Source organism: Mucilaginibacter pineti, assembly GCF_900101875.1.
Classification (GTDB): domain Bacteria; phylum Bacteroidota; class Bacteroidia; order Sphingobacteriales; family Sphingobacteriaceae; genus Mucilaginibacter; species Mucilaginibacter pineti.
The window spans coordinates 100,660-125,096 of the sequence record NZ_FNAI01000012.1 but is presented as its reverse complement, the minus strand read 5'-3'; the positions used below and the strand labels follow the sequence as shown (position 1 = coordinate 125,096).

The following is a 24,437-nucleotide window of genomic DNA, read 5'->3' as shown; positions in this document are numbered from 1 at the left end:
ATATAATACTTAACCTTATCATGAAATTAACCATCACAAAAGCCCTGCTTTGCATTGCGGCTTTATTATTTACGCAAAGCCTGCGTGCTCAAGATCAGGATTACCTGCTTACCTTAAAAGGCGATACGTTATTTGGCAAAGTATCCCAATCATCTGTAGATCATACAAAGTTTAAATACAAAACAGCCAAAATGAAAAAGGCTGAAGATATAACCGTTGATTCTATTAAAGAATTTACTTGCAACAGGATACCCCTGGTTATGCGGGCGGTTACAATGGAAGGTGTAAAAAAGCCCGTTTTCATGATCGTGGTTGAAAAGGGAGCGATATCACTGTACAGCCTTATGGAGTGGAATGCGATGGAATCAAACCGGATACACTCCAGCATGGAATTTTACGTGAGCAAAAATTGCGATTCGGTAAGATTGTTAAAATCAAATTACAATACTGATAAACCAAAGGAACAAATATTAGATGAATTTGCCGAATTACTAAAAGACAAAAAAAGCATTTACGATAAATTTAAAGCCAAAGAATATTACAATTTCACTTATTTATTTAAGCTGATACATTTTTATAATACCGGATTAACGTTATAATTATTTCATATAATACCACCCAAACTTATAATGAAACTACCTATCCTTAAAGCGCTGTTTTGCGTTGCCGTATTGTTGTTTACCCTAAAAACACAGGCACAGGATTACATTATAACCATGAAAGGCGATTCGATACCTTGTAAAACGAACCGAGCATTAGGCGGCGTAAAATTCAGGTATCAAACCTCAGAAATGAAAAGTAATAAAACCATTAAACCAACTGAGATAAAAGAGTTTAAAAACTCAGAAGAAAATGTGATCCTGAGGTCGGTAGTTATAAAAGGCGAAGACAACCCCAAATTTCTGGCACTTGTTGAACGTGGAACAATTTCATTATATTATGTTTTGGGACGGCGACACGTTAACCACTATGGTTTTTTAAACGTTACCGATGCCATCGACGAGTTATATGTAAGTAAAGGATCTGACACCGTAACTTTACTTAAATCAAATTTGGTTACCGAGTTAACAAGAGATCAGCTCAGGCACAATTTTGCAAAATTACTCATAGACAAAAAAAGCCTTTACGACCGTTTTTTAGCCAACGATGGTTATGCCACTTTTTATTTATATAAAATCGTCCACTTTTATAATACAGGTTTACTGCTCAATCCAAATGATTAATTTGATTTGAATACAGCCCGCCTATCGCTACCCCTTCATAATAAATGCTTTATCGCCAGCCTTTGGTCATAATCAAAAAGCACAACCGTTTTTTTGTGCACAAGTGTTCCTAAGCCTAAAAATTTTCTTACTTTTGTATCCCGTACACAAACATTTGGTTTCCGCATAAAACAGGGGCCATTTTCAAAAAAAATCATGACTAAATATATTTTTGTTACGGGTGGCGTTACCTCGTCGTTAGGAAAAGGTATTATCTCAGCCTCATTAGCCAAACTACTTCAATCGCGCGGTTATCGTGTTACCATTCAAAAGTTCGATCCCTATATCAATATCGATCCGGGAACATTGAACCCTTATGAGCATGGTGAATGCTACGTTACCGAAGATGGCGCCGAAACAGATCTTGACCTTGGCCATTACGAACGTTTCTTAAATACTCCTACCTCAAAAGCAAACAACATTACAACCGGTCGTATTTACCAAAATGTGATCAATAAAGAGCGTGAGGGTGCTTTTTTAGGTAAAACCGTACAGGTAGTACCGCATATTACCGACGAGATAAAACGCAACTTCCGCATCCTTGGCGAAAACGGCGAATATGATATTGTGATCACCGAATTGGGCGGTACCGTAGGCGACATCGAATCATTGCCATATATTGAGGCTGTACGTCAGTTCCGCTGGGAAAACGGTTCTGGTAACTCATTGGTTATCCACCTTACCCTGGTTCCATTCCTTGCCGCAGCAGGCGAACTGAAAACCAAACCTACCCAGCACTCTGTTAAAATGCTATTGGAATACGGGATCCAGCCAGATATTTTGGTTTGCCGTACCGAGCACCACCTTAACGCAGATATCCGCAAAAAAATAGCCCTGTTCTGTAACGTAAATATCAACGCCGTTATCGAATCTATTGATGCATCAACCATTTACGATGTTCCGTTGCTGATGTTGAAAGAGCAATTAGATAAAACTGTACTTACCAAACTAAAACTTCCGCTTAAGAACGAACCCAACCTCGAAAACTGGAAAGATTTCCTGGGCAGGTTAAAAAACCCGACTGCCGATGTACGCATTGCCCTGGTTGGTAAATATGTTGAGCTGCCGGATGCTTATAAATCAATTACCGAAGCATTTATACATGCCGGTGCCAATAAAGAATGCAAGGTAAGGGTTGAGTACATTCCGTCGGAATCCTTAACGCCAGAGAATGCTATTGAAAAACTTAAAGGCATGCATGGCGTACTGGTAGCACCGGGCTTTGGCGAGCGCGGCTTTGAAGGGAAAATACAGGCTATACGTTATGTGCGTGAAAATAATATACCTTTCTTTGGTATTTGTTTGGGTATGCAATGTGCCGTTGTTGAATTTGGCCGTAACGTTTTAGGACTGGAGAACGCCAACAGTACCGAAATGAACCCCGAAACACCACACCCGGTTATCGGCATGATGGAAGAGCAAAAAACGGTTACCAACAAAGGCGGTACCATGCGTTTAGGCGCCTACCCTTGCGATTTGAAAAAGAACAGCAAAGCCGCAGCTATATACGGAAAAACCCACATTTCTGAACGTCACAGACACCGTTATGAGTTTAATAACGAGTATCTTAAACAATATGAAGCCGCAGGTTTAACCCCATCGGGCATTAACCCGGATAACCAATTGGTAGAGATTGTTGAGCTTAAAAACCACCCGTTTTTCGTAGGCGCACAATTTCATCCCGAATTAAAATCAACAGTTGCTAATCCGCACCCACTTTTTATTAACTTTGTCGCCGCTTCACTGGCTTACGCCCGTAAGAAATAAAGAATATTTGTACGATACAATAGATAATGGATAAAAATACGTTTACAGGACTATTCCTGATTATGGCTATTATAGCTGGCTCAATTTACTTTTTAAAGCCATCTGAAGCCGAACTTAAAAAAGAACGCCTGGTACAACACCAGGATTCTTTAAAAAAGGCCGGTTTGGCCAAAGCAAACACACCTGCAACAGCCGCAGCCGCAAAAGCCGATACAACAAAGAAAGCTACAGCAGTAACCGATTCGCTGATCTTAAAAAGTCCGTTTGGTGCAGCCTCTGTAGGTACCGAAAAACTGATCACCTTAGAAAACGCCGAACTGATCGTTAAACTAAGCACCAAAGGTGGTAAGGTTGCATCTGTTGAATTAAAAAACTACAAAACGTTTGATAAAAAACCGCTGATACTTTTTAACGGTCCGCAAACACATTTTGGTTTAAACTTTGCCGCAGGTAACAGCAATATCAACACCGATAATTATTATTTTACGTCGACAGCTACTGATCTTAAAGTTAAAGGCAGCGATTCGTCATCAATTACCTTACGCTTAAGCTACAGCCCTACCCAGTATATTGATTATATATACAGTTTAAAAGGCGAAGGCTTTAAACTGGGCCTTACTGTTAAGCCAACCGGTTTAGATAATATATTGGCCAATGCCAGTCCTGTTAACCTTAATTGGGCCGCCAGTCTGCACAAACAGGAAAAGGATATTAAACAAGAGCGTTTATATTCAACCGTATATTATTTTAATAATGAAGGTAATGTTGACTACCTGAGCGAAGCCAAAGACGATCAAAAAGATGTGAGTGATAAAAAAATGCAATGGATTGCATTTAAGCAGCACTTCTTTTCAAACGCGCTGATAGCTAAAAACGGTATCACCAGGTCAAACATGGCAGTTGCTACAGACGTAGCCGATACCAGCGATGTAAAGCAAATGAAGGCTGATCTTACGCTGGCCCGTTCGGCAGATGGCAGTATACCATTGGAGTTTTATTTTGGTCCTAACCGTTACTCTACCCTAAAAGCACAGGGCGTTGAATTGCAGAAACTGGTAAACCTTGGCTGGGGACCATTAAAATACATTAACCAGTTTGCGGTATTGCCTTTATTTAACGTGCTTAAAAACTTTAACTGGAATTACGGATTGGTGATACTAATCCTTACCATTGCGCTTAAGCTGGTATTATCGCCGCTTACCTATAAATCATACCTTTCAATGGCTAAAATGCGTGTGCTGAAGCCCGAAATGGATGAAATAAAAACTAAGGTTGGTGAAGATAACCCTACCCTGCTGCAACAGGAATATCTCAAGCTGTATAAAAAGGCCGGGGTAAATCCGCTGGGTGGATGTTTGCCATTACTTATCCAGATGCCAATTGTTATTGCGTTCTTTAAGTTTTTCCCAAGCTTATTTGAACTGCGCGGCGAAAGCTTTTTGTGGATGCATGACCTATCAACCTATGATGCGGTTGTTACATTCCCAACCATACCTTTCATTGGCGATCACATCAGTTTAATGTGTTTACTGATGACGATATCAACACTGATATATACTTATTTCAACAACCAGATCTCGGGTGCAACCGGCCAGATGAAATACATTGGCTACATTACACCTATCATATTCCTGGCTACACTGAACAGCTATCCGTCAGGCTTAAACTATTACTACTTCCTGGCCAATATGCTTACCTTTTTACAACAATACCTGATTAAATTCATGGTTGATGATAAAAAGATCCATGCCCAGATCCAGGAAAACAAAAAGAAACCAGAAGAAGCTAAAAAGAAAAAATCTGGTTTCCAGGCCCGCATGGAAGAAATGATGCGCGCTCAGCAACAAGCTAAGAAATAGTTCTTTAGAGCAAGGATTTTTAGAACAAAGAATAAGGACTTTTAAATAAATGCAAAACGGCCCCGGGAGATGATCTTCCGGAGCCGTTTTTGTATAATATAATCATTTGTCATTGCGAGCGTAGCGTGGCAATCCCATAGGACGGGTAACGACTTTGCACTACCATCTTACCTGATGAGATTGCTTCGTGCCTCGCAATGACAATGTGGTGGTTTGGTGTGTCTTATTAAAAATCAAAAATCCATCATCCAAAAATCCTTGCTCCTTCCTCCCAAAATCTTTCATCTAAAACACTAAAATATTTAGCAAATAAATATTACATTTGAAATATGTATGCTATTGTTGATATTGAGACTACCGGGGGGCATGCCAGCGCAAATGGCATTACAGAAATTGCCATATGCATACACGATGGCAAAAAAGTAGTTAAACGTTTTGAAACACTTGTAAATCCTAACCGGGAAATCCCGATATATATCAGCGCCTTAACGGGCATCAGTAATGAGATGGTGCAAAGTGCACCGCCGTTTGAGGATGTAGCTGCAGACATTTACCACCTCATTCATGGAAAGATCTTCGTAGCGCATAATGTAAATTTTGATTACTCTTTTGTACGCTACCATTTAGCGGCAGCCGGGTATGATTTGCAGTGCAATAAACTATGCACCGTTCGCCTTGGCCGTAAGATATTGCCGGGGCTTCCCTCCTATAGTCTTGGTCGTTTGTGCAGGCATTTGGGTATTGATAACGAAAGCCGCCACCGCGCCGGAGGCGATGCTGAAGCTACTGCTGAACTGTTTACTCTTTTGCTGAACAGCGATACCGATGGTCATATAAAGCAGGCCCTTAAACAAAACTCCAAAGAACAGGTATTGCCAGCCAATCTCCCTAAAAAAGACGTGGAGAAATTACCGCAATCGCCGGGGGTATATTATTTTCATGATCAAAAGGGCAAGGTAATTTACGTAGGCAAGGCCAAAAACATCAAAAAACGGGTAAGCAGTCATTTCACCGGTAATAATCCGGGGCTGCAACGGCAGGAGTTTATGCGCAATATACACCAGGTAAGTCACCAGGTTTGCGGTACCGAACTTATTGCCTTTGTACTGGAAGCCATTGAGATCAAACGCTTATGGCCTAAATATAACCGTTCACTAAAACGCTTTGAAAACGCTTATTGTCTTTACGCATTTGAAGACCAGCGTGGCTACCTGCGCCTTGCGGTTGATAAGCGCCGCAAATACAGCACCCCTATTTATACCTGTAATTCCCTGCTTGATGGGTATAACCTACTCAATAAACTGATAGAGGCTTTTAACCTTTGCCCAAAACTTTGCTTTGTACAAACCAACACCGATTTGTGTACAGGCAGCGCCGGCAGCCAATGCGCCTGCGAAGGCGTTGAATCTGTAGACGAATATAATAGCAAAGTGAACACCGCTATCGATGAATTAAAACGCGCCCTGCCAACCTACGCCATCCGCGATGAAGGCCGTACAGGTGATGAACACAGCTGCATACTGGTAGAAAAAGGCCAGTTTTATGGCATGGGCTACATCTCCCACTACTTTGATGCCGATAACATACAACAACTAAAAAATTACCTCACCCCATACCCGGGTAATGATTATATCAAAAATATTGTATCCAGCTATGCTACGCGATATCCTGATAGGATGGTTGTGTTTGCGTAAGTTATAAATAGTATGTCATTCTGAGCGAAGCAAAGAATCTGTTAACCAGCGTTGCATCTTGAATTTGTCCTACTCGCGCGGGTTTAGCGTATCGTAACCCGTGTGAAAACATTATTTAAGCTTCCAGCTTAATCGGCTGAAAGCCGAAACTATGCTACGTCACGGGCTGAAAGCCCGCGCCAGTGAAATTGCCACGCTACGCTCGCAATGACATGGTTTATATCGCAAAACACAATCACGAAATTATCATATAAATTAATTTCATTAACACAATATAGATTTCGGTTGGTTATACCTATACATCCACCAACAGAAAAACTATAAATAATGAATAGTATTAATCAACAACAGCCCGAGGAAAACATGAAGGACCTGGGCGGCGCGGAAGCCATTGCCAAGATCAAGGAAATGGTTGATAGCGCAAAAAGCTGTTTCTTTTTAACCAATATTAAATCGGGCTTGCCGGTTTCTATGCGCCCAATGGCCGTACAAAAGGTAGACGATGAAGGTAACTTCTGGTTCCTGAGTGCTAACGACAGCCATAAAGATTGGGAAATATCCAAAGACCCAATGGTACACCTGCTGTTCCAGGGATCGCCCCACTCTGATTTCCTGAACATTTACGGCATTGCCGAAGTAAGTGAGGACAAGGAAAAAATAAAGGAACTTTGGGAACCTATAATGAAAGTTTGGTTTACCGAAGGCCAGGACGATCCGCGCATCTCCGTTATTAAAGTTGAGCCAACCGAAGGTTATTACTGGGACAATAAACATGGCAACGCTATTGCGTTTGTAAAAATGCTTGCCGGCGCGGCCATTGGCAAAACCTTTGATGATTCTATTGAAGGTAAGCTGGAGGTTTAGAATCTCCATATTTTAAATAAAAAACGTCATTGCTTCCTACCGCAATGACGTTTTTTTTAAAGGCCTGTCACCCTGAGCCTGTCGAAGGGTTGCACTTAAAGGTCTGCCCACTATGCTTCGACAGGCTCAGCATGACGGGCCATGTTCTCGGCGTTACCTTATTCTTAAATTATTTTAACGGATCAACGGGCTTTAAAAACTTGTTATACCATTCTATATATCGCTGCAACCTATCAACCTGGTAGCTGGGTACTGTTATGCCATGATACTGGCCGGGATACAACACCATTTGTGTTGGTACCCCTTCCGATTTTAGTGCTTGGTACATTTGTTCGCCGCCGGAAGTAGGCACGTTAAAATCCTTTAAACCCGACATAAATTGCGTTGGCGTTTTAATTTTATCGGCATGGAAAAACGGATATGATAGTTTGATATATTTATCGGCGTTTTTCCAGGGCTGACCAAGTTCGTTATCATATTGTACCACCCATTGGTCGCTGCCATAAATAGACAGCTGCAATGCGCTGCCTGCTCCGCTGCTGGCCGCTTTAAAACGGGTATCTGTAGCAATGGTGTAATCGGTAAGGATACCGCCATAGCTCCAACCGCCAATACCTAAATGATCTTTATCGGCAACGCCGGTTTTTACCAATTCGTCTACAGCGCCCAAAAGGTCTGTTACTTCCTTGTTCCCCCAATCGGCATAAATAGCTTTGGTATATTCCAATCCGCGGCCTGTACTACCTCGATAGTTAACAGCCGCTACGGCATAGCCAGCACAGGCAAGGGTTTGCCTTATTACATCAAACTCAAACTCGTCCTGATCTGTAGGGCCTCCGTGGATATATAATATAAAAGGTAACTTTTTGTTGGCTGTGCTATCATCCGGTGTATATAATATACCCGATACCAGCGTACCATCGCTGCTAAACGACTGAAAGCCTTTTACCTTTGCCAGCTTAACGGTACTCAACCATTTATCCTGGTGAAAAGTTAGCCTGCGGATACGGCCGTTTTCAATAGCGACAAGCTCGTGCGGCATATATGGCGTAGTCATCTTTGCTATCCAGTTACCCGGCGAATGGCCAATAAGGCTTTCAAAACTACTTTCGGTACCTTTATTTATAACTGCTGATTTGCGGAGCAGCACGTTATATTGCGCCACGTAACGGATGCGGTCATTACTTACCAGGTAAACAATGTCTTTACTATCTCTGCTCCATGCGTGGTTGCTAACGGGCCTGTCTAACTGGGCGGTGAGTACGCGATTATTTTTGCCATCGGCATCCATAAGGCATAATACGTCATGCTGATAGATATAATAATTGGCATCACTTGTTGATCGTAAATAGGCTATGTGCTTACCATCGGGACTCCATAAAGGGGCTAAGTCATGACCTGTAAAAGTGGTGAGCTGTTTAATTTCGCCATCGGCTTTGGCTTCCACGGTAAAAATATCCGTATTTTCATTTTTATCCGGATCAAAAGTATGATTGCTCACATAGGCAATGGTTTTACCATCGGGGCTCCAAACGGGGGCTTCATCGTCCTGATCGCCATCGGTAAGGGTATCAATTTTTTTTGTAGCGATATCATAAAGGTATAAATGCTGATGCAGGTGTTGCAGGTACCCTTCAACATCCTGCTTAAAGTGATAGCGGTCTATTTTTATAGGTGGCGTGGTTTTGGGTTCCTTACCGTTGTTTTCCTGATCTTTTAACACCAATACCAGCTTTTTGCTATCGGGGCTCCAGGCATAATCCTGAATATCGGCTTTAATATCGGTAAGCTTTTTACCCTCGCCCCCTCGCCTGTCCATGATCCAGATCTGCCCGCCGTTTTTTGATTCACGTTCAGACACAAAAGATAAAAACTTATTATCAGGGCTCCATTTTGGCGACGATGCCGCTTCGGGACCATTAGTTAATTCTATAGATTGTTTGCCGTCATAACTCTGCATCCAAAGGTGCGATACGCGACTATCCTTAGCGGTATCCACTTCAGCCAGGCTATAGGCAATCCATTTACCATCCGGCGATAATTGCGGATCGGCCAGGGTTGGTATATTATTAATGTCGGCCGGCTTTAACGGACTTTTAGCTGCTACCAATGCAATTGCCGGGGTAATTACCAAGGCAGGCTTAACAACGTGTTTAACTTCCTTAACCGGAGCAGTAGCACGCGGCTTTACAACGGGCTTGCTTTGCTGGGCTGTTGCCATGCTGTATACTAAAAAGACCGGGGTAACAAGAAGCAATAGTTTTTTATTCATGGCGATGATAAGAAGAATGCTATTTGCTATTTAAATTTAATGATCATTTCTGAAGAGATATAGCTTCACAATAGATTGTTACTAACGCGTGGCCGATCCTTTTTTCAAATATTTATTATACCAATCTACATAGCGCTGCAACCTGTCCACTTGATAGCTTGGCTTGCTGATACCATGAAACTGGTTAGGATATAATATCAGCTCGGTAGCTATACCCTGCGATTTAAGTGCCTGGTACATTTGCTCGCTGCCTGCAGTTGGCACGTTAAAATCTTTTAAACCCGACATAAATAACACCGGTGTTTTTATTTTATCGGCATGGAAGAATGGGTACGAGATCTTGATCCATTTCTCTTCATTTTTCCAGGGCTGGCCAAGTTCGTTATCATATTGCAGCACGTATTGGTCGCTGCCATAAACCGATAGCTGCAGGGCACTGCCGGCACCACTGGCGGCCGCTTTAAAACGGGTATCGGATGCGATGGTATAATCGGTAAGGATACCGCCGTAGCTCCAGCCACCAATACCCAAATGATCGGGATCGGCAATGCCTAATTTCTCTAACTTGTCAACCGCACCTAAAAGGTCTTTTACCTCTTTATTACCCCAATCGGCATAAATAGCTTTGCAGTATTCCAGTCCACGACCATTACTGCCACGGTAGTTTACACCGGCAACAGCATAACCGGCCATCGCAAGTACCTGCCTGGTAACATCAAATGAAAACTCATCCTGCCCAACGGGGCCGCCGTGTATAAACAATATCAGCGGCATTTTTTTTCCGGGGATGCTATCCGGTTTCAACACAATCCCCGATACCTCCGTACCATCAATACTGGTAGATTGAAAGCCATCTACCTTGGCCAGCTGTACCGTATTTAACCAGGCCTGCTGATGGTAAGTTAACCGACGAAGCTTCCCGCCCTCCACCGCAAACAGTTCGGTAGGTGTGTAAGGATCGCTTTTTTGCACCACCCAATTGCCAGATGTATTTGAGCTTATACCACTTATAACATATTCTCCCTTGCTAACAGGCGTTATTTTGCCATTGTTTAAAGTAATACTGGCCAGGTAACGCTGCCTATCGTCGGTTACTAAAAAGGAAATGCTTTTGCCATCCTTAGCCCAAACCTGGTTGGTCACGGGCCTGTCGAGCAGTTGGGTATGCATTTTGGTATTTGAGCCCACAATATCTGTTGTGCACAATATATTTTGATCATACATCATATAATCCGCATCGCTGGTTGTGCGCAGGTAAGCAATCGTCTTGCTGTCGGGGCTCCATTGCGGGTTAAAATCGCGACCTTTCCAACTGGTTATTTGCAGGATGCTGGCATTGGGCCGGGCGTCGATGGTAAAAATATCCGTATTTTGATTTCTGTCGGGGTCGGTAGTGCGGTTACTTACAAAGGCAATCGTTTTCCCATCGGGGCTCCACGCCGGTGATTCTTCGTCCTTATCGCCTTTGGTAAGCGTATCCAGTTTTTTGCTGTTAACATCAAGCAGGTACAAATGCTGGTGCTGGTGTTGCAGGTAACCTTCGTTATCCTGCTTAAAATGGTAGCGATCGATAACTATGGGCTTAGGCGTTTTAGGTTCTTCTTTCCCTCCATTCTCAGGATCGCCAATTACCATAACCAGCCGCTTACTATCCGGCGACCATGAAAAATCGCTCAGATCGCCTTTAATATCTGTCAGTTTGTTAGCCTCGCCGCCGCGACGGTCTATCATCCAGATCTGCGAACCATTTTTTGAATCGCGAGATGATAAAAAAGCCAGGTATTTACCATCCGGGCTCCAACGTGGCGATGAAGCCGATTCAGCACCGTGGGTGAGTTCCAATGTTTCCTTGCCGTCCCAGCTTTGCATCCACAAGTGCGATATACGTTTGTCTTTCGCTGTATCCGTTTCGGCCAGGGTATAGGCAACCCATTTTCCATCCGGCGAGATCTGCGGATCGCTCAATGTGGGAATACGGTAAATATCAGCTGGTTTCAGGGGCTTTTTGTCCTGGGCCGATACGGACAATATAAAAGATAAAGAAATAACAGAAAGTAAGGCTCGTTTCATTGGCAAATTACTTATTGGGTGTAATTTAACAATTAGTACAGGAAGTTGTTCTGGAATGAGGGTAATGGTGTAAAATTTACATTTACTTGGCTGAAATGGGAGTAAATATCTGAACCAGGATTAAGCGGATTTATCAGATTTAAGGATTTCTTTTGTTGATAAAATCTTTTAATCCGACGGCATGTTCGGGCGTCCACGCCCGAACGGTTCAAAAGGTAAGCGTCCACGCTTACTATTTTGAATTCTCTTTTCTGGAGCGTAGACGCTCCAGTTTGTATAGTTCAAGCGTGGACGCTTGAACTAGCGTAATTAACCAATAATTGACAAAGGGCTATCTGGATTTGCGCTGCTATACCAATATTCATGCGCCGAACCAACAAAACCCGCCTTAACCGGATTATTATGAATATAGTCTATTTTCTGTTGGATAAAGTCTGGTGAATAAAGCAAAACAGGATAATTACCGTTTTGCCAAAACTGATGATGTTTATTTTGTGGATTTTGTTTACCGGCAAGTTCAAAGGCGTTAAACAACCAATCACGCCTGCTTTCGGATGGATTGTCAGCAATTAATTAACCAACCCTTTTGATGTATAAGTTTTAAAATCGCGCAAAATATTACTTAATGAGCCATCTTCAGCATTGGCAATTAAATGCAAATGATTTGTCATCAAAACATAGGCGTATATGTTCAGTTTTTTATTTTGCTGGCAATAATTAAGATTTTCAATTATAAAATCGCTGTAGATTCTTCGGGTAAATACGTCTATCCAATCGGTTACTGTTAACGTAACAAAATATAATTCATCAGTTACAGCCGTTCTTCGCATTGGATAAATTAAATTAAAACAGCACGTTCGGGCGTCTACGCCCGAACGGTTCAGAAGTAAGCGTCCACGCTTGCTATAAATTTCCTGGAGCGTGGACGCTCCTTAATATATAGTTCAAGCGTGGACGATTGAACTTGCACAATCAATTATTCGGCTAAGCTATATCACGCCTGCCTTTTCCAGTTCCACCTGCATTTGCCGTTGCATGCTTAATGCTTCGGCACGGGCGGCATCGGCAAAATCTTCGCCGTTGCTGGCATAAATAATGGAGCGGGATGCGTTTACAATAAGACCGCAATCTTTGGTGATGCCATATTTACACACATCAGCTAAACTGCCGCCCTGTGCGCCAACGCCGGGTACAAGCAGGAAGTTATCCGGCGCATATTGGCGAATGTTGGTAAACTCGGTACTTTTTGTAGCACCAACTACATACATGATCCTATCGGCACCGGCCCAGGTATTGGCCTTTTTGATAACGGTTTCATATAGATAGCCATCGCCGGTTTGCAGGTATTGAAAATCTTTGCTACCTACTGATGAGGTAAGCGCCAGTATAATTATCCATTTACCCTCATAGGCCAGGTAAGGCGTAACACTGTCATTACCCATATAAGGTGTAATTGTAATAGCATCGAAACTCATACCCGAAGCGTTTTCGTCAAAAAAGGCTTTGGCGTATTTATCAGATGTGTTGCCGATATCGCCGCGTTTGGCATCTATTATATTTAAGGTATCGGTGGGTAAATATTTCCAGGTATCAATAAGGCTTTGCAAACCTTTAATACCCCGGGCTTCATAAAAAGCAGCGTTGGGTTTGTAAGAAACGCACAGATCTTTAGTAGCATCAATAATGCGTTTATTAAATTCCAGTATCGGATCGGGATATTGTTTTAAAAATTCGGGAATCTTATCTATATCAGTATCCAGACCAACACACAAAAATGACTTTTTTTGCTTAATCTGTTCTATTAGTTGCTTACGCGATATCATGGGCGGGTGTTAAATATTCTAACTGTCAAAAAAACTAAAAATTTAGCTCAATTGTTATATTACTGTAGATATTTATTTAATTAATTTGAAATTAACAATTATTTGATTACCATTGCATCGTTTTCCTTTGAATTTTTCTTGTACTAAAGAAACAATTTAAAACCCCTCGATATTTATTACGTTAATACTTTACCAGGGTTTGGATGTTTACTTAAAACAAAGTTTCAGGATCAATCTCTTTAAATAATACCCCGTTTAGTTGCAAAACTTAAAACTAACGCGGCGGCTTTATTACCGTTTGAAAACTAACAACGATATTAAAAATCCCATTGAACTATAATTCATATCATGTCTGATAAAATCGAATTGAACGACAAACTCGTTTCAGAGTTGCGCGAAATTGCAAAAAATTTAGGTATAACCGAAGCTGATGAGCTAAGGAAGCCACAACTAATAGCTCGCATTATTGAACAACAACAGTTAATTGAAGCCGCAAGGGCACAGCAAAACGTTGTTGAAAGCAACTATTCAGAAATCAACGCCCCTGCCCCTGCAGAGGAAAAAGCACGTAAAAGAACCCGTGTTTTAAAGCCAAAAACGCAACCGCGCGTTGAAGTTCCTTTGGATGATACCAACTTATTTGATGAGCAGGATGAAGAAGAGCAGGTTGACGAAACCGTTACCGAAGCACCTGCTGCCGAACCTGTAACCGCCGAAGCACCTGCTGCCGAAAGCCAGCCAGGAGAAACAGCTCCTAAAGCCGAAGAACAACCAACCACTGTACGCCCGCAAAAATTTGACAGGCGCCAGAATGGTGCTAATCCTAATCAGCCGCAAAAAGCACAGGAGCCGCCTATCAACATGGATTTTGATAACGTGATTGTGAATGAAGGTGTTTTGGAAATTATGCCCGATGGTTACGGATTTTTAAGATCATCAGACTATAACTACCTTACTTCTCCGGATGATATTTACGTATCACAATCGCAGATAAAATTATTCGGTTTAAAAACCGGCGATACTGTTCGCGGTAGCATCCGCCCTCCAAAAGAAGGCGAAAAATATTTTCCGCTGGTACGTGTGGAAGCCATTAACGGTCGTATCCCTGCCGAAGTGCGCGACCGTGTACCTTTTGATCACTTAACACCACTTTTCCCGTCAGAGAAACTGAGCCTGTTCACCGATGCCGGTAATTATTCAACCCGCATCATGGACCTGTTCTCGCCTATTGGTAAAGGTCAGCGTGGTTTAATTGTGGCCCAGCCAAAAACAGGTAAAACCATGTTGTTAAAGGATGTGGCCAACGCCATTGCTAAAAACCACCCTGAGGTTTACCTTATTATATTACTGATTGATGAGCGCCCGGAAGAGGTAACAGATATGGCCCGCAGCGTACGCGCCGAAGTAGTATCATCAACATTTGATGAGCCTGCAGAGCGTCACGTAAAAATTGCCAACATTGTTTTAGAGAAAGCTAAACGCATGGTAGAGTGCGGTCATGATGTGGTGATCCTGTTAGATTCCATTACCCGCCTTGCGCGTGCCTACAATACGGTTGCCCCTGCATCTGGTAAAATACTATCGGGTGGTGTGGATGCCAACGCGTTGCACAAACCTAAACGCTTTTTTGGTGCGGCCCGTAACATCGAGGATGGCGGTTCATTAACCATTATTGCTACTGCTTTAACCGAAACCGGCTCAAAAATGGATGAGGTTATCTTTGAAGAATTTAAAGGTACCGGCAACATGGAGCTGCAGTTGGATCGTAAGTTATCTAACAAACGTATCTTCCCGGCTATTGATATCACTGCATCAAGCACCCGTCGTGATGATTTGCTGCTTGACCGTGAAACATTGCAACGCATCTGGATTTTGCGTAACCACCTTGCCGATATGAACTCCCAGGAATCAATGGAGTTTTTACAAGCACAGATCCGTGGTACCAAAACAAACGAAGAGTTCCTGATTTCCATGAACTCGTAATAATTTAGTTATAATGAAGTTATATAATAAACACAAAGTTTATTTGTAACTTCATTATTACTTAATAATTTTCTGATAACTTCATGGCCGAAATGAAGAGACGCGTAAAGAAACATCTCCCTAATGCTATTACCTGTGCAAACCTGTTTAGTGGCTGTATAGGCATAGTATTTGCTTTTCAGGGTAACCTGCTTATTGCATCCTATGCTATTTTTTTATCGGCAATATTTGATTTTTTTGATGGCCTGGCCTCGCGCGTGCTCAACTCCTTTTCCTTTATAGGTAAAGATCTGGATTCGCTGGCAGATATGGTAAGTTTTGGCTTTTTACCGTCGGCCATTTTATATGAACTGTTTTTAAGATCGCCTCAAATTAATAAGGTTAGCGATTATTTATGTTATATCGCTTTCGCTATCACCGTGTTTTCGGCCCTGCGTTTGGCTAAGTTTAACGTTGATACCCGCCAGGCCGAAAGCTTTATTGGCTTACCTACGCCTGCAAATGCAATATTAATTGCCTCGCTGCCATTAATCATTCAACAGTACGAAACATTGGATCATATTATATTAAACCCGTATGTTTTAACCGGCCTTGTGGTGGTAATGTGTACCCTGCTGGTGGCCGAAATACCCCTGATGTCGCTTAAATTTAAGAACCGCGACTTTAATCAAAACATTTTCCGTTATTTACTGCTCTTGTTTTCGGCAATACTCATTCTATTTTTTAAATTTGTGGCAGTTCCGGTGGTTATATTCATATACATCACCCTATCATTAATTCAATTAAAAATAACGAGTGATCACCATCATGAGCAGCCTACAAAGGCATAACATGTTGCCGATAGCTTCAAATTAAAACACAAACACAAATGACAAAGTTCCTGGCTGAAATTGACGTAATGCCCAAAAAAGAAATACTTGACCCACAAGGAAAAGCAGTAACCGGAAGCATGAAAAACCTTGGTTTAGCCGAAATACAAAACGTGCGCATTGGCAAACACATTACCCTTGAAATTGAAGCAGCAAGTGCCGAAATTGCCAACGCCAAAGTTGACGAGGCATGCAAAAACCTGTTAGCCAACCTAATTATGGAAAGCTATACTTTTGAAATAAAAGAAGCCTAATTTAGGTTAAAGGCGAAAGGTCAAAGGCAAAAGGTTTTCCTTGTAGAAATATAGCCCTTTAAGACATAAAAAAGGCGAAAGGTAAATCCTTTCGCCTTTTTCTTTTCATTTTTTTTACCTTTTGATCTTTACAGTTAGCTTTCTCCTCTCCCAAAAAGCCTTTTACCTTTCGCCTTTCACCTCCTTATAAAGATGCTTCTTTCTCGGCTTTTATTTGTTTAAGGGTGATGAGGTTTGCACCTACAGATGATTTTACCTGGTTAAATTTTTCAAATATCTGGGTGGGGTTTTCGCCGCCGGCTTTGCAGGCCAGTTCAACTTCCTGTATAGTAGCCTGGCTTATGGGCATTCCAAAAAAACCAAGATTAGGTTTTAGTTTATGCGATGCCTGGCCGGCAGTTACCCAGTCGCTGGCATTAAGTGCCGCTTCAATTGTGGTTAATAACTGTGGTGTTTGTTCCAGAAACATCCCTATAGACTCTACAATAAATTCGTCGCTGCCATCAGCAATTTCGTATAAAAACGAAAGATCAAAGTCCTGCTCTGGTGATATATCTGACATATAAGTTTATGATTACTCTAATTTATACTTTTTTACGATCAAGTCGTCTATAAGTTCTGTTTTAAGCTGCAAAATATTTTTATTTAACACCGGATGCACAAAATCGGCAGCAATCTCGGCAAGCGGCTCTAACGTAAAACGGCGTTTGTGCAGTTCGGGATGCGGCACATGCAAATGAGGCTCGTTAATAACAGCATCACCATAAAACAAAATATCGATATCAATAATACGCGATCCCCATTTTTCTTCGCGCTTACGGCCCATTAATGTTTCAATAGCCAGCACCTTGTTAAGTAAAAGTTTAACAGGTAACGTTGTTTGCAACCGCAGCACCTGGTTCAAATAATCGGGCGCATCTGTTTTACCCCACGATTGTGTTTCAAATACCGACGAAGCCACCGTAAGCGGCGCAATATCCGCTTCGATATAATTAATTGCCTGCTGCAGAAACAATTCACGATTGCCCAAGTTACTGCCTGTGAGTAAAAAAACATCAATCATGTTGTAACAAATAATATGAACATGGCTCTTAACATTATACGGTATTGAATTACTAAGTTTGCATAGATAAAAATATTTACAACATTAATGAAACAATTCTTCAAATTCGTTCTGGCCTCTATGTTAGGTGTGTTTATAATGGGTATCATAGTTGTGTTGATACTGGCAGCCGTAATTGCCGGCGTAGTATCATCTGCAGGTAGCGAAAAAAGCACCGATGTGGAACCCAACTCCATAATGCACATGGCTTTTACAACGCCCATTACCGAGCGTACCCCCAATAATCCACTGGCCGGACTGAGCTTTTTAGGATTGAACAGCGAAAAATCAATCGGACTTAATGATATACTGGCTAATATTAAGAAAGCCAAAAAAGACGGTAATATCAAAGGCATATTCCTGGACGAAAGCTACATGTCATCTGGCCAGGCTACTACCGAGGAGATCAGGAATGCCCTTATCGACTTTAAAAAATCAAAGAAATTTGTTATTGCCTATTCAGAAGTTTATACACAGGGTTTTTACTACCTGGCTACCGCTGCCGATAAGGTTTACATAAATCCAAAAGGTATTTTTGAATTTACCGGCTTTAGCTCGCAAACCACATTTTTAAAGGGCGCGCTTGATAAACTGGGTATAGAAGCGCAGATAATAAAAGTAGGTACATTCAAAAGTGCTGTTGAACCCCTGGTACTTACCAAAATGAGCGACCCAAACCGATTGCAGGTTACCTCCTACTTAGGCTCATTATATGATCATTTCTTAACCGGCATCAGCAAAAGCCGTGGTATTAATAAAGATTCGTTATTTAACTATGCCAATGAAGGCAGCGTGCAGTTCCCTGAGGATGCATTGCGCCTGAAACTGGTTGACGGTTTGAAATATAAAGACGAGATACTGGACGATTTAAAAACCCGCACCGGCACCCCGCTAAAATCAAATCTTGCCAGTGTTGAACTTGGCGATTACACCAAAAGTAAATCAGATAACGTAAAAGATGACGACGACGATGCATCAAGCAACCGCATAGCCATAGTTTACGCCAACGGCGAAATTACCGGCGGCGATGGCGATGACAACAGTATAGGGTCTGAAAGAATTTCAAGGGCTATCCGTAAAGTACGTTTAGATAACAAGGTAAAAGCGGTTGTACTGCGTGTTAACTCCCCCGGCGGCAGTTCATTAGCATCAGACGTGATCTGGCGCGAAGTTGCCCTTACCAAAAAAGTGAAACCTATTATTGTTTCCATGGGCGATTACGCTGCATCTGGCGGTTACTATATATCATGTGCTGCCGATTCGATATTTGCAGAACCGAATACCATTACAGGATCAATAGGCATATTTGCCATATTACCCAATATGCAAAAGCTGTTCAACGATAAATTGGGCGTAACGTTCGATGGTGTAAAAACCGGTAAATATGCAGATCTGGGCGATATCAGCCGTCCCTTATCTCCAGAGGAAAGGGCCATACTGCAAAACAACGTAAATCACGGTTACGATGATTTTACAAAAGCAGTGGCTGCTGGCAGAGGTAAAACGCAGGAATACATTAACAGCATTGGCCAGGGCCGTGTGTGGACAGGTGCGCAGGCTATAAAAATCGGACTTGTTGATCGTTTAGGCAACATTAATGATGCAGTTGCATCGGCTGCTAAAAAGGCCAAGCTTAAAAACTACAACCTGGTAGCCTACCCCGAACAAAAAAGCATTTTTAACCAAATAGATGGCGACCTTACCAGCCAGATGCGCACCAAAATGATGCAATCAGAACTGGGCGACAATTACCGGGTTTACATGCAAATAAAAGGCATTACTCAAATAATGCGCACACCGCAGGCCCGCCTGCCTTATGATATTGTGATTAAATAAATTTTAAATACATATTTTGATTGAAAGAAAAGCTGTTCGGAAGGATGGCTTTTCATATTTTAGGGGATGATATCATTTTTCAGAAAAAAGAATATTAATCAGGACTTTATCAAACGTATTTCTGTTTATATTTCCGAAACAGAGGAACAAATCATTATAGCACCTTTTCATAGGAACAATAGCGGGCTATTTTACGAGCAAGATATATGTTCAATTTTAAATTATCCGGTTGACGATACAGCTTTGGGTGAACAGGTTATAAGAAATCTGGATTTATGCGAAGTAAAAGATAAAAACCTTAAAGGCCTGCATAAGAAAGAGTGGCCCGCATATAAATACAGTAAATTAAAAACATTAAAGGCCTTTGAAATGGCTTATAAAAGAATTAGTATCAGAGGAGCTAATACGAGTAATATTATCTTAGTTATTGAATGTGATTTATCAAGTGATAAAGAGTTGAGTATAACATCTGGCATATCCGCCAATGCAAATAAAAAGGACATTGGTAAACGCATCATGAAAGTTTTTCTTAATTCCCTGTAAACTACAATATAATTAACAGCGTCCCTCCGCAAATCCCCCCCCACCTAAAACAAACACACAGCTCAGGCTGTCTTTACAATGCCTTTTTGTATTTTTACGGCTCAATTTCATTATGGAAAATAAACCCATAGCACGCAAGCTTCGTTTACTATCGCAACTCATGGAACTCCATGACGTTAACCCGTTTAAAATAAAGTCGATAGCTAACGCTGCCTTTAAGGTTGATAAGCTGCCCTTCCCCATTGCAGGCAAAACACTTGCCGAACTGGAAAAGGTTGATGGCATTGGCAAAAGTATTGCCGGCAAAATAATTGAACTTTTTGAAACCGGCACCATTGCCGAACTGGAAGATCTGCTAAACGAAACCCCCGAAGGTGTGGTTGAAATGATGCACATCAAAGGCATCGGCCCTAAAAAAGTGGCCATTATTTGGCGCGAACTTGCCATTGAAAATACCGGCGAGCTTTATTACGCCTGTAACGAAAACCGCCTGATAGAGGCCAAGGGTTTCGGATTAAAAACGCAGGAAGAAATTCGTAAGGCTATTGAATTTAGGATGGCCAGCAACGGCAAGTTCCTGTACGCCCAGGTTGAGCAGGAAGCGCGCGAACTGATGGAAGAGATTAAAAGCATTTTTCCCGGTGCGCTTAAACATTTCGCAGGTGAGTTTCGCAGGTTTAACGAAATCATTACCGAAATTGTAATAGTTGTGGGCAGTATAGACCAGGATGTGGCCTATGATACCCTGCTGAACTCTGCAATTTTAACCAACGTATCGCAAAATGAAAACCACATCTCAGGCGAGTTGAAGAACGGCTTGCTTATTGATATCATTTGCGTTGATAAAGACGAATATTACAAAGAACTTTTCCTGAACAGCGGAACAGACGATCACGTTCAGGAAGTATTGCAACGCATTGGCAACCCGCTGGAGCAGCCGCAAAGTGAGGAGATCATTTACCAAAAAGCAGGCCTCGTGTGGATGCCGCCAGAATTGCGCGATGGTGCTACCTTTATTGATCGCGCTGAAAGAAATGAGTTACCAACGCTCATTAACCTGCACGATTTAAAAGGCAGTCTGCACAACCACAGCACCTGGAGCGATGGTGTAAACACTGTTGAAGAAATGGCCCTGTATTGTCGTGATAACCTAAAACTGGAATATTTAGGCATGTGCGATCACAGCAAAAGCGCCTTTTACGCTAAAGGCCTCAGCATTGAACGCGTGTTACAACAACATGAGGAAATTGATCACCTCAACAAAAAACTTGATGGCTTTCATATATTTAAAGGCATCGAATCTGACATATTATATGATGGCGCACTGGATTACCCGGATGAAATCCTTGCAAAATTTGATTTTATTGTGGCATCTGTACACTCCATCCTTAAAATGAGCGAGGATAAAGCAACATCGAGATTGATAACCGCTATCGAAAATCCATATACTACCATATTGGGCCACCCTACCGGTAGGTTGCTGTTAAGTCGCGCTGGTTACCCTATCGATCATAAAAAAGTGATAGATGCCTGTGCTGCCAACAATGTGGTTATTGAAATAAATGCCAACCCGTTCAGGCTTGATCTGGACTGGCGCTGGCACCAATATGCACTTGAAAAAGGTGTTAAACTTTCCATAAATCCCGATGCCCACCGTGTAGAAGGTTTCCTGGATATGCACTACGGCGTTTTGGCCGGTCGCAAAGGCGGATTGTATAAAGAAATGTGCCTGAACGCGCTATCTCTTGTAGAAATAACCAAAGCTTTTAAAGACAAAAGACCGTAATTCTTGGGATAAAGGACTTTTGGAATAAGGATAAAAGACAAAAGTTAATTGGCATACCAATGAACTAATGAACCACTGAACTAATGAACTTCCTCCGAACTAATGAACTTAATAAATAAAATACGCCATATTCAAGCATCAAACAGCCAGCCTGCCATATTGGTTATCGGCGATCTGATGATTGACCATTACATTTTGGGCAGCGCAAGCCGCCTCTCTCCCGAAGCGCCGGTGCCTATTGTGAACGTAAAAAAAGACACGTATACACTTGGCGGTGCGGGTAATGTGGTGCAAAACCTGGTTTCTCTGGGGGCGAAAGTAATGGTATCGGGCGTTATTGGCGATGATACGGCCGGCGCGCAGATCATTGATATTTTAACCAGCGAGGGCGTTGAAACCCACACTATTATTAAAGATACAGGCAGACCAACCACCGTTAAAACCCGTGTTATGGCCGGTAGCCACCAATTAGTTAGGGTTGATAGGGAAATTACCGACGCGGTTTCTGCTGAAATTGAAGATGAATTGATCGGAAAATTAAGCGGCTATATTGCTCAGGCAGATATCGTACTCCTATCCGACTATAACAAAGGCCTGTTTTCGCCATCATTAACGCAACGTGTTATTATTGAGGCCAATAAACAGGGTAAAAAAGTAGTTATCGATCCAAAAGGTTTAAATTACGAAAAATACAAAGGCGCTTTTATCATTAAGCCCAACCGCAAAGAACTGGCAGACGCTACCAAGGTCGAGAAAATAAATTCGATAGAAACCCTGCAGGAAGCTGCAAAAGTTATCTTCGCGCAAACAGGCACGGAGTACCTTATAGTTACCCTATCCGAAGAAGGCATGGTGATACTTAGCGAACTGGCTTACAAGCTATTGCCTGTTAAAGCTACCGAAGTATTTGACGTAACAGGTGCAGGAGATACTGTATTGGCAACCATTGCCTACTTTATTGCCGCAGGCTTAACCGTTGAAGAAGCCAGCGAACTGGCCAACCACGCCGCAGCCATAGTGATACGCAAAGTAGGCAGCGCCACCACCACTATTAACGAGATAGTTGGAGACATAGAAAAAAACTGAAAGCTGAAAGCAAAAGGCTGAAAGCTAAAACCGTGAGCTGCGCACCGATAAACCAGTAAACGAATGAACAAATGAACGTGTAAAGAATGAGCTCAAAAATATTAAACGAATTAAAAGACCACCAGCAGCTGATACAGCGGGTTATTGATACCCTTACCGGCGATATCGAAACTGCCTGCGAAATGATAGTTACTGCGGTACAAAGCGGCAACAAGGTTTTAATTGCAGGTAATGGCGGCAGCGCCGCCGATGCCCAGCATTTGGCAGCCGAGCTAACAGGTCGCTTCGTAAAAAACCGCAAGGCCTTGCCGGGAATTGCATTAACGGTTGATACTTCGGCACTTACGGCTATTGCCAATGATTATGGGTACGATTACGTTTTTGCCCGCCAGGTAGAAGCCTACGCTAAACCGGGCGATCTGTTTATCGGGATCTCGACTAGCGGTAACAGCCAGGGTATTTTAAACGCCTTTGAAACAGCTAAACAATATGGCTGCAAAACGCTGGGATTATCCGGCAGGAACGGTGGTAAAATGAATGGTATTTGTGATCTGAATATTATTGTACCATCGGAATTTACCGCAAGGATACAGGAAATGCACATACTCATAGGGCACATTATGTGTCAGTATGTGGATGATCTGTTTGAATAATACTTTTTTATACCGTAGCTTGTCATTTCGAACGAGGTACGATGAGAAATCTTCTTCGATATGCAATTTAAGTTCTGTATCACGTAGAAGATTTCTCTTTCGCACCACACTTTTGCCCACACGCTCTATCGAAATGACAAACTTTTTATTTGTTTATAATCATCACACATAATAACACAAATATGTGTCTCTACATAGAAACCAAATGCGAATCGACCTTGAAAAAACACTTACCGGTAAAATAACCGACTTACCCTCGCTTAAAAAACAGGTGCAAAGCTGGCAGGCCGATGGTAAAAAAGTTGTTTTTACCAATGGCGTGTTCGATCTGTTGCACATCGGGCACATTACTTACCTCGCTAAAGCCGCCGAATTGGGTGATAAGCTTATCATCGGACTGAATGCCGATAGTTCAGTAAAACGGATCAAAGGGGAAAGCAGACCTGTGAACGATCAAAATAGCAGAGCAGCTATACTGGCGGCGCTGTTTTTTGTGGATGCAATTGTTGTTTTTGAAGAAGATACCCCACTTGACCTGATCAGCACCCTCCTGCCAGATTACCTGGTGAAAGGTGCCGATTATACTATTGAAAATATTGTTGGCGCTAAAGAAGTGATAGCCAACGGCGGCGAGGTAAAAACTATTAATTTTGTAGAGGGATATTCGTCCACATCAATAATTGAAAAGATCAGGAACCAAATTTCCTGATAATG

General features: G+C 42.1%; 22 protein-coding genes. 15 read left to right on the top strand and 7 right to left on the bottom strand.

Annotated elements, in window-relative coordinates:
• The first annotated feature begins 20 nt into the window (after positions 1-20).
• The 6 genes from BLS59_RS22730 to BLS59_RS22705 all read left to right on the top strand — a co-directional run bounded on the left by BLS59_RS22730 (position 21) and on the right by BLS59_RS22705 (position 7,446).
• Positions 21-599 carry a hypothetical protein gene (locus BLS59_RS22730; RefSeq protein WP_091152893.1) on the top strand — a complete coding sequence of 193 codons (579 nt, stop codon included), beginning with the start codon at positions 21-23 and terminating at the stop codon, positions 597-599.
• A 30-nt stretch (positions 600-629) separates the two neighbouring features.
• Entirely contained in the window at positions 630-1,223 is a 594-nt protein-coding gene (locus BLS59_RS22725; RefSeq protein ID WP_091152891.1) for a hypothetical protein, read from the top strand.
• Positions 1,224-1,418: 195 nt separating this feature from the next.
• Entirely contained in the window at positions 1,419-3,029 is a 1,611-nt protein-coding gene (locus BLS59_RS22720) for a CTP synthase (RefSeq protein ID WP_091152889.1), read from the top strand.
• Between the two features lie 26 nt (positions 3,030-3,055).
• On the top strand, positions 3,056-4,888 hold the full coding sequence (gene yidC / locus BLS59_RS22715; protein ID WP_091152887.1) for a membrane protein insertase YidC: 1,833 nt from the start codon (positions 3,056-3,058) through the stop codon (positions 4,886-4,888).
• A 329-nt stretch (positions 4,889-5,217) separates the two neighbouring features.
• Positions 5,218-6,582 (top strand): exonuclease domain-containing protein, encoded by a 1,365-nt coding sequence (locus BLS59_RS22710; protein ID WP_091152885.1) that lies wholly within the window; start codon positions 5,218-5,220, stop codon positions 6,580-6,582.
• A 327-nt stretch (positions 6,583-6,909) separates the two neighbouring features.
• The gene (locus BLS59_RS22705) at positions 6,910-7,446 is read left to right on the top strand and encodes a pyridoxamine 5'-phosphate oxidase family protein (RefSeq protein ID WP_091152883.1); all 537 of its coding nucleotides are present in this window, start codon (positions 6,910-6,912) and stop codon (positions 7,444-7,446) included.
• A gap of 169 nt (positions 7,447-7,615) precedes the next feature.
• Here the strand turns inward: BLS59_RS22705 and BLS59_RS22700 are convergent, their stop codons facing one another.
• The 5 genes from BLS59_RS22700 to pyrF form a co-directional block, all read right to left on the bottom strand.
• Positions 7,616-9,718, bottom strand: coding sequence for a S9 family peptidase (locus tag BLS59_RS22700; RefSeq protein WP_205411336.1), 2,103 nt, complete (start codon positions 9,716-9,718; stop codon positions 7,616-7,618).
• Positions 9,719-9,799: 81 nt separating this feature from the next.
• Positions 9,800-11,788, bottom strand: coding sequence for a S9 family peptidase (locus tag BLS59_RS22695; RefSeq protein WP_091152881.1), 1,989 nt, complete (start codon positions 11,786-11,788; stop codon positions 9,800-9,802).
• Between the two features lie 309 nt (positions 11,789-12,097).
• The gene (locus BLS59_RS32080; RefSeq protein WP_205411340.1) at positions 12,098-12,322 is read right to left on the bottom strand and encodes a hypothetical protein; all 225 of its coding nucleotides are present in this window, start codon (positions 12,320-12,322) and stop codon (positions 12,098-12,100) included.
• Positions 12,323-12,357: 35 nt separating this feature from the next.
• Positions 12,358-12,618 (bottom strand): transposase, encoded by a 261-nt coding sequence (locus BLS59_RS32075; protein ID WP_205411335.1) that lies wholly within the window; start codon positions 12,616-12,618, stop codon positions 12,358-12,360.
• A 159-nt stretch (positions 12,619-12,777) separates the two neighbouring features.
• The gene (pyrF, locus tag BLS59_RS22685) at positions 12,778-13,608 is read right to left on the bottom strand and encodes an orotidine-5'-phosphate decarboxylase (protein WP_162842749.1); all 831 of its coding nucleotides are present in this window, start codon (positions 13,606-13,608) and stop codon (positions 12,778-12,780) included.
• A gap of 351 nt (positions 13,609-13,959) precedes the next feature.
• On the opposite strand from pyrF, the gene rho reads away from it, so the two are divergent.
• The 3 genes from rho to purS all read left to right on the top strand — a co-directional run bounded on the left by rho (position 13,960) and on the right by purS (position 16,717).
• Positions 13,960-15,594 (top strand): transcription termination factor Rho, encoded by a 1,635-nt coding sequence (gene rho / locus BLS59_RS22680; RefSeq protein ID WP_091152877.1) that lies wholly within the window; start codon positions 13,960-13,962, stop codon positions 15,592-15,594.
• Positions 15,595-15,686: 92 nt separating this feature from the next.
• Positions 15,687-16,424 (top strand): CDP-diacylglycerol--serine O-phosphatidyltransferase, encoded by a 738-nt coding sequence (gene pssA, locus BLS59_RS22675; protein WP_240315317.1) that lies wholly within the window; start codon positions 15,687-15,689, stop codon positions 16,422-16,424.
• 38 nt (positions 16,425-16,462) lie between these two features.
• Complete coding sequence (gene purS, locus BLS59_RS22670; protein ID WP_091152873.1) at positions 16,463-16,717, top strand: phosphoribosylformylglycinamidine synthase subunit PurS; 255 nt, start codon at positions 16,463-16,465, stop codon at positions 16,715-16,717.
• 184 nt (positions 16,718-16,901) lie between these two features.
• Here purS and BLS59_RS22665 read toward each other — a convergent pair whose 3' ends face one another.
• Positions 16,902-17,279, bottom strand: coding sequence for an Hpt domain-containing protein (locus tag BLS59_RS22665; RefSeq protein ID WP_091152871.1), 378 nt, complete (start codon positions 17,277-17,279; stop codon positions 16,902-16,904).
• A 12-nt stretch (positions 17,280-17,291) separates the two neighbouring features.
• A complete protein-coding gene (folK, locus tag BLS59_RS22660) occupies positions 17,292-17,780 on the bottom strand; it encodes a 2-amino-4-hydroxy-6-hydroxymethyldihydropteridine diphosphokinase (protein WP_091152869.1) in 489 nt (162 codons plus the stop codon).
• A gap of 87 nt (positions 17,781-17,867) precedes the next feature.
• Between folK and sppA the strand changes: the two genes are divergently transcribed.
• The 6 genes from sppA (at position 17,868) to rfaE2 (ending at position 24,432) form a co-directional block, all read left to right on the top strand.
• Complete coding sequence (gene sppA / locus BLS59_RS22655; protein ID WP_091152867.1) at positions 17,868-19,655, top strand: signal peptide peptidase SppA; 1,788 nt, start codon at positions 17,868-17,870, stop codon at positions 19,653-19,655.
• Between the two features lie 66 nt (positions 19,656-19,721).
• Positions 19,722-20,198 carry a hypothetical protein gene (locus tag BLS59_RS22650; RefSeq protein ID WP_091152865.1) on the top strand — a complete coding sequence of 159 codons (477 nt, stop codon included), beginning with the start codon at positions 19,722-19,724 and terminating at the stop codon, positions 20,196-20,198.
• 112 nt (positions 20,199-20,310) lie between these two features.
• The gene (locus BLS59_RS22645; RefSeq protein ID WP_091152862.1) at positions 20,311-21,984 is read left to right on the top strand and encodes a DNA polymerase/3'-5' exonuclease PolX; all 1,674 of its coding nucleotides are present in this window, start codon (positions 20,311-20,313) and stop codon (positions 21,982-21,984) included.
• A 102-nt stretch (positions 21,985-22,086) separates the two neighbouring features.
• Complete coding sequence (gene rfaE1, locus BLS59_RS22640) at positions 22,087-23,070, top strand: D-glycero-beta-D-manno-heptose-7-phosphate kinase (protein ID WP_091152861.1); 984 nt, start codon at positions 22,087-22,089, stop codon at positions 23,068-23,070.
• Positions 23,071-23,156: 86 nt separating this feature from the next.
• Positions 23,157-23,723: a D-sedoheptulose 7-phosphate isomerase gene (gene gmhA / locus BLS59_RS22635; RefSeq protein ID WP_091152859.1), complete on the top strand. Its 567-nt coding sequence runs from the start codon at positions 23,157-23,159 to the stop codon at positions 23,721-23,723.
• Positions 23,724-23,928: 205 nt separating this feature from the next.
• On the top strand, positions 23,929-24,432 hold the full coding sequence (rfaE2, locus tag BLS59_RS22630; protein WP_091152857.1) for a D-glycero-beta-D-manno-heptose 1-phosphate adenylyltransferase: 504 nt from the start codon (positions 23,929-23,931) through the stop codon (positions 24,430-24,432).
• Positions 24,433-24,437: the final 5 nt, after the last annotated feature.

What these genes read in the sequence shown, in the direction of transcription:
- pssA (WP_240315317.1), top strand. Translation starts at nt 15,687, where the DNA reads ATGAAGAGACGCGTAAAGAAACATCTCCCTAATGCTATTACCTGTGCA.
- purS (WP_091152873.1), top strand. Translation starts at nt 16,463, where the DNA reads ATGACAAAGTTCCTGGCTGAAATTGACGTAATGCCCAAAAAAGAAATA.
- BLS59_RS32075 (WP_205411335.1), bottom strand. Translation starts at nt 12,618, where the DNA reads ATGCGAAGAACGGCTGTAACTGATGAATTATATTTTGTTACGTTAACA.
- BLS59_RS22705 (WP_091152883.1), top strand. Translation starts at nt 6,910, where the DNA reads ATGAATAGTATTAATCAACAACAGCCCGAGGAAAACATGAAGGACCTG.
- gmhA (WP_091152859.1), top strand. Translation starts at nt 23,157, where the DNA reads ATGAGCTCAAAAATATTAAACGAATTAAAAGACCACCAGCAGCTGATA.
- BLS59_RS22710 (WP_091152885.1), top strand. Translation starts at nt 5,218, where the DNA reads ATGTATGCTATTGTTGATATTGAGACTACCGGGGGGCATGCCAGCGCA.
- yidC (WP_091152887.1), top strand. Translation starts at nt 3,056, where the DNA reads ATGGATAAAAATACGTTTACAGGACTATTCCTGATTATGGCTATTATA.
- BLS59_RS22665 (WP_091152871.1), bottom strand. Translation starts at nt 17,279, where the DNA reads ATGTCAGATATATCACCAGAGCAGGACTTTGATCTTTCGTTTTTATAC.
- rfaE1 (WP_091152861.1), top strand. Translation starts at nt 22,087, where the DNA reads ATGAACTTAATAAATAAAATACGCCATATTCAAGCATCAAACAGCCAG.
- sppA (WP_091152867.1), top strand. Translation starts at nt 17,868, where the DNA reads ATGAAACAATTCTTCAAATTCGTTCTGGCCTCTATGTTAGGTGTGTTT.
- BLS59_RS22645 (WP_091152862.1), top strand. Translation starts at nt 20,311, where the DNA reads ATGGAAAATAAACCCATAGCACGCAAGCTTCGTTTACTATCGCAACTC.
- BLS59_RS22720 (WP_091152889.1), top strand. Translation starts at nt 1,419, where the DNA reads ATGACTAAATATATTTTTGTTACGGGTGGCGTTACCTCGTCGTTAGGA.
- rho (WP_091152877.1), top strand. Translation starts at nt 13,960, where the DNA reads ATGTCTGATAAAATCGAATTGAACGACAAACTCGTTTCAGAGTTGCGC.
- BLS59_RS22700 (WP_205411336.1), bottom strand. Translation starts at nt 9,718, where the DNA reads ATGAATAAAAAACTATTGCTTCTTGTTACCCCGGTCTTTTTAGTATAC.
- folK (WP_091152869.1), bottom strand. Translation starts at nt 17,780, where the DNA reads ATGATTGATGTTTTTTTACTCACAGGCAGTAACTTGGGCAATCGTGAA.
- BLS59_RS22730 (WP_091152893.1), top strand. Translation starts at nt 21, where the DNA reads ATGAAATTAACCATCACAAAAGCCCTGCTTTGCATTGCGGCTTTATTA.
- rfaE2 (WP_091152857.1), top strand. Translation starts at nt 23,929, where the DNA reads ATGCGAATCGACCTTGAAAAAACACTTACCGGTAAAATAACCGACTTA.
- BLS59_RS22725 (WP_091152891.1), top strand. Translation starts at nt 630, where the DNA reads ATGAAACTACCTATCCTTAAAGCGCTGTTTTGCGTTGCCGTATTGTTG.
- BLS59_RS22650 (WP_091152865.1), top strand. Translation starts at nt 19,722, where the DNA reads ATGATATCATTTTTCAGAAAAAAGAATATTAATCAGGACTTTATCAAA.
- BLS59_RS22695 (WP_091152881.1), bottom strand. Translation starts at nt 11,788, where the DNA reads ATGAAACGAGCCTTACTTTCTGTTATTTCTTTATCTTTTATATTGTCC.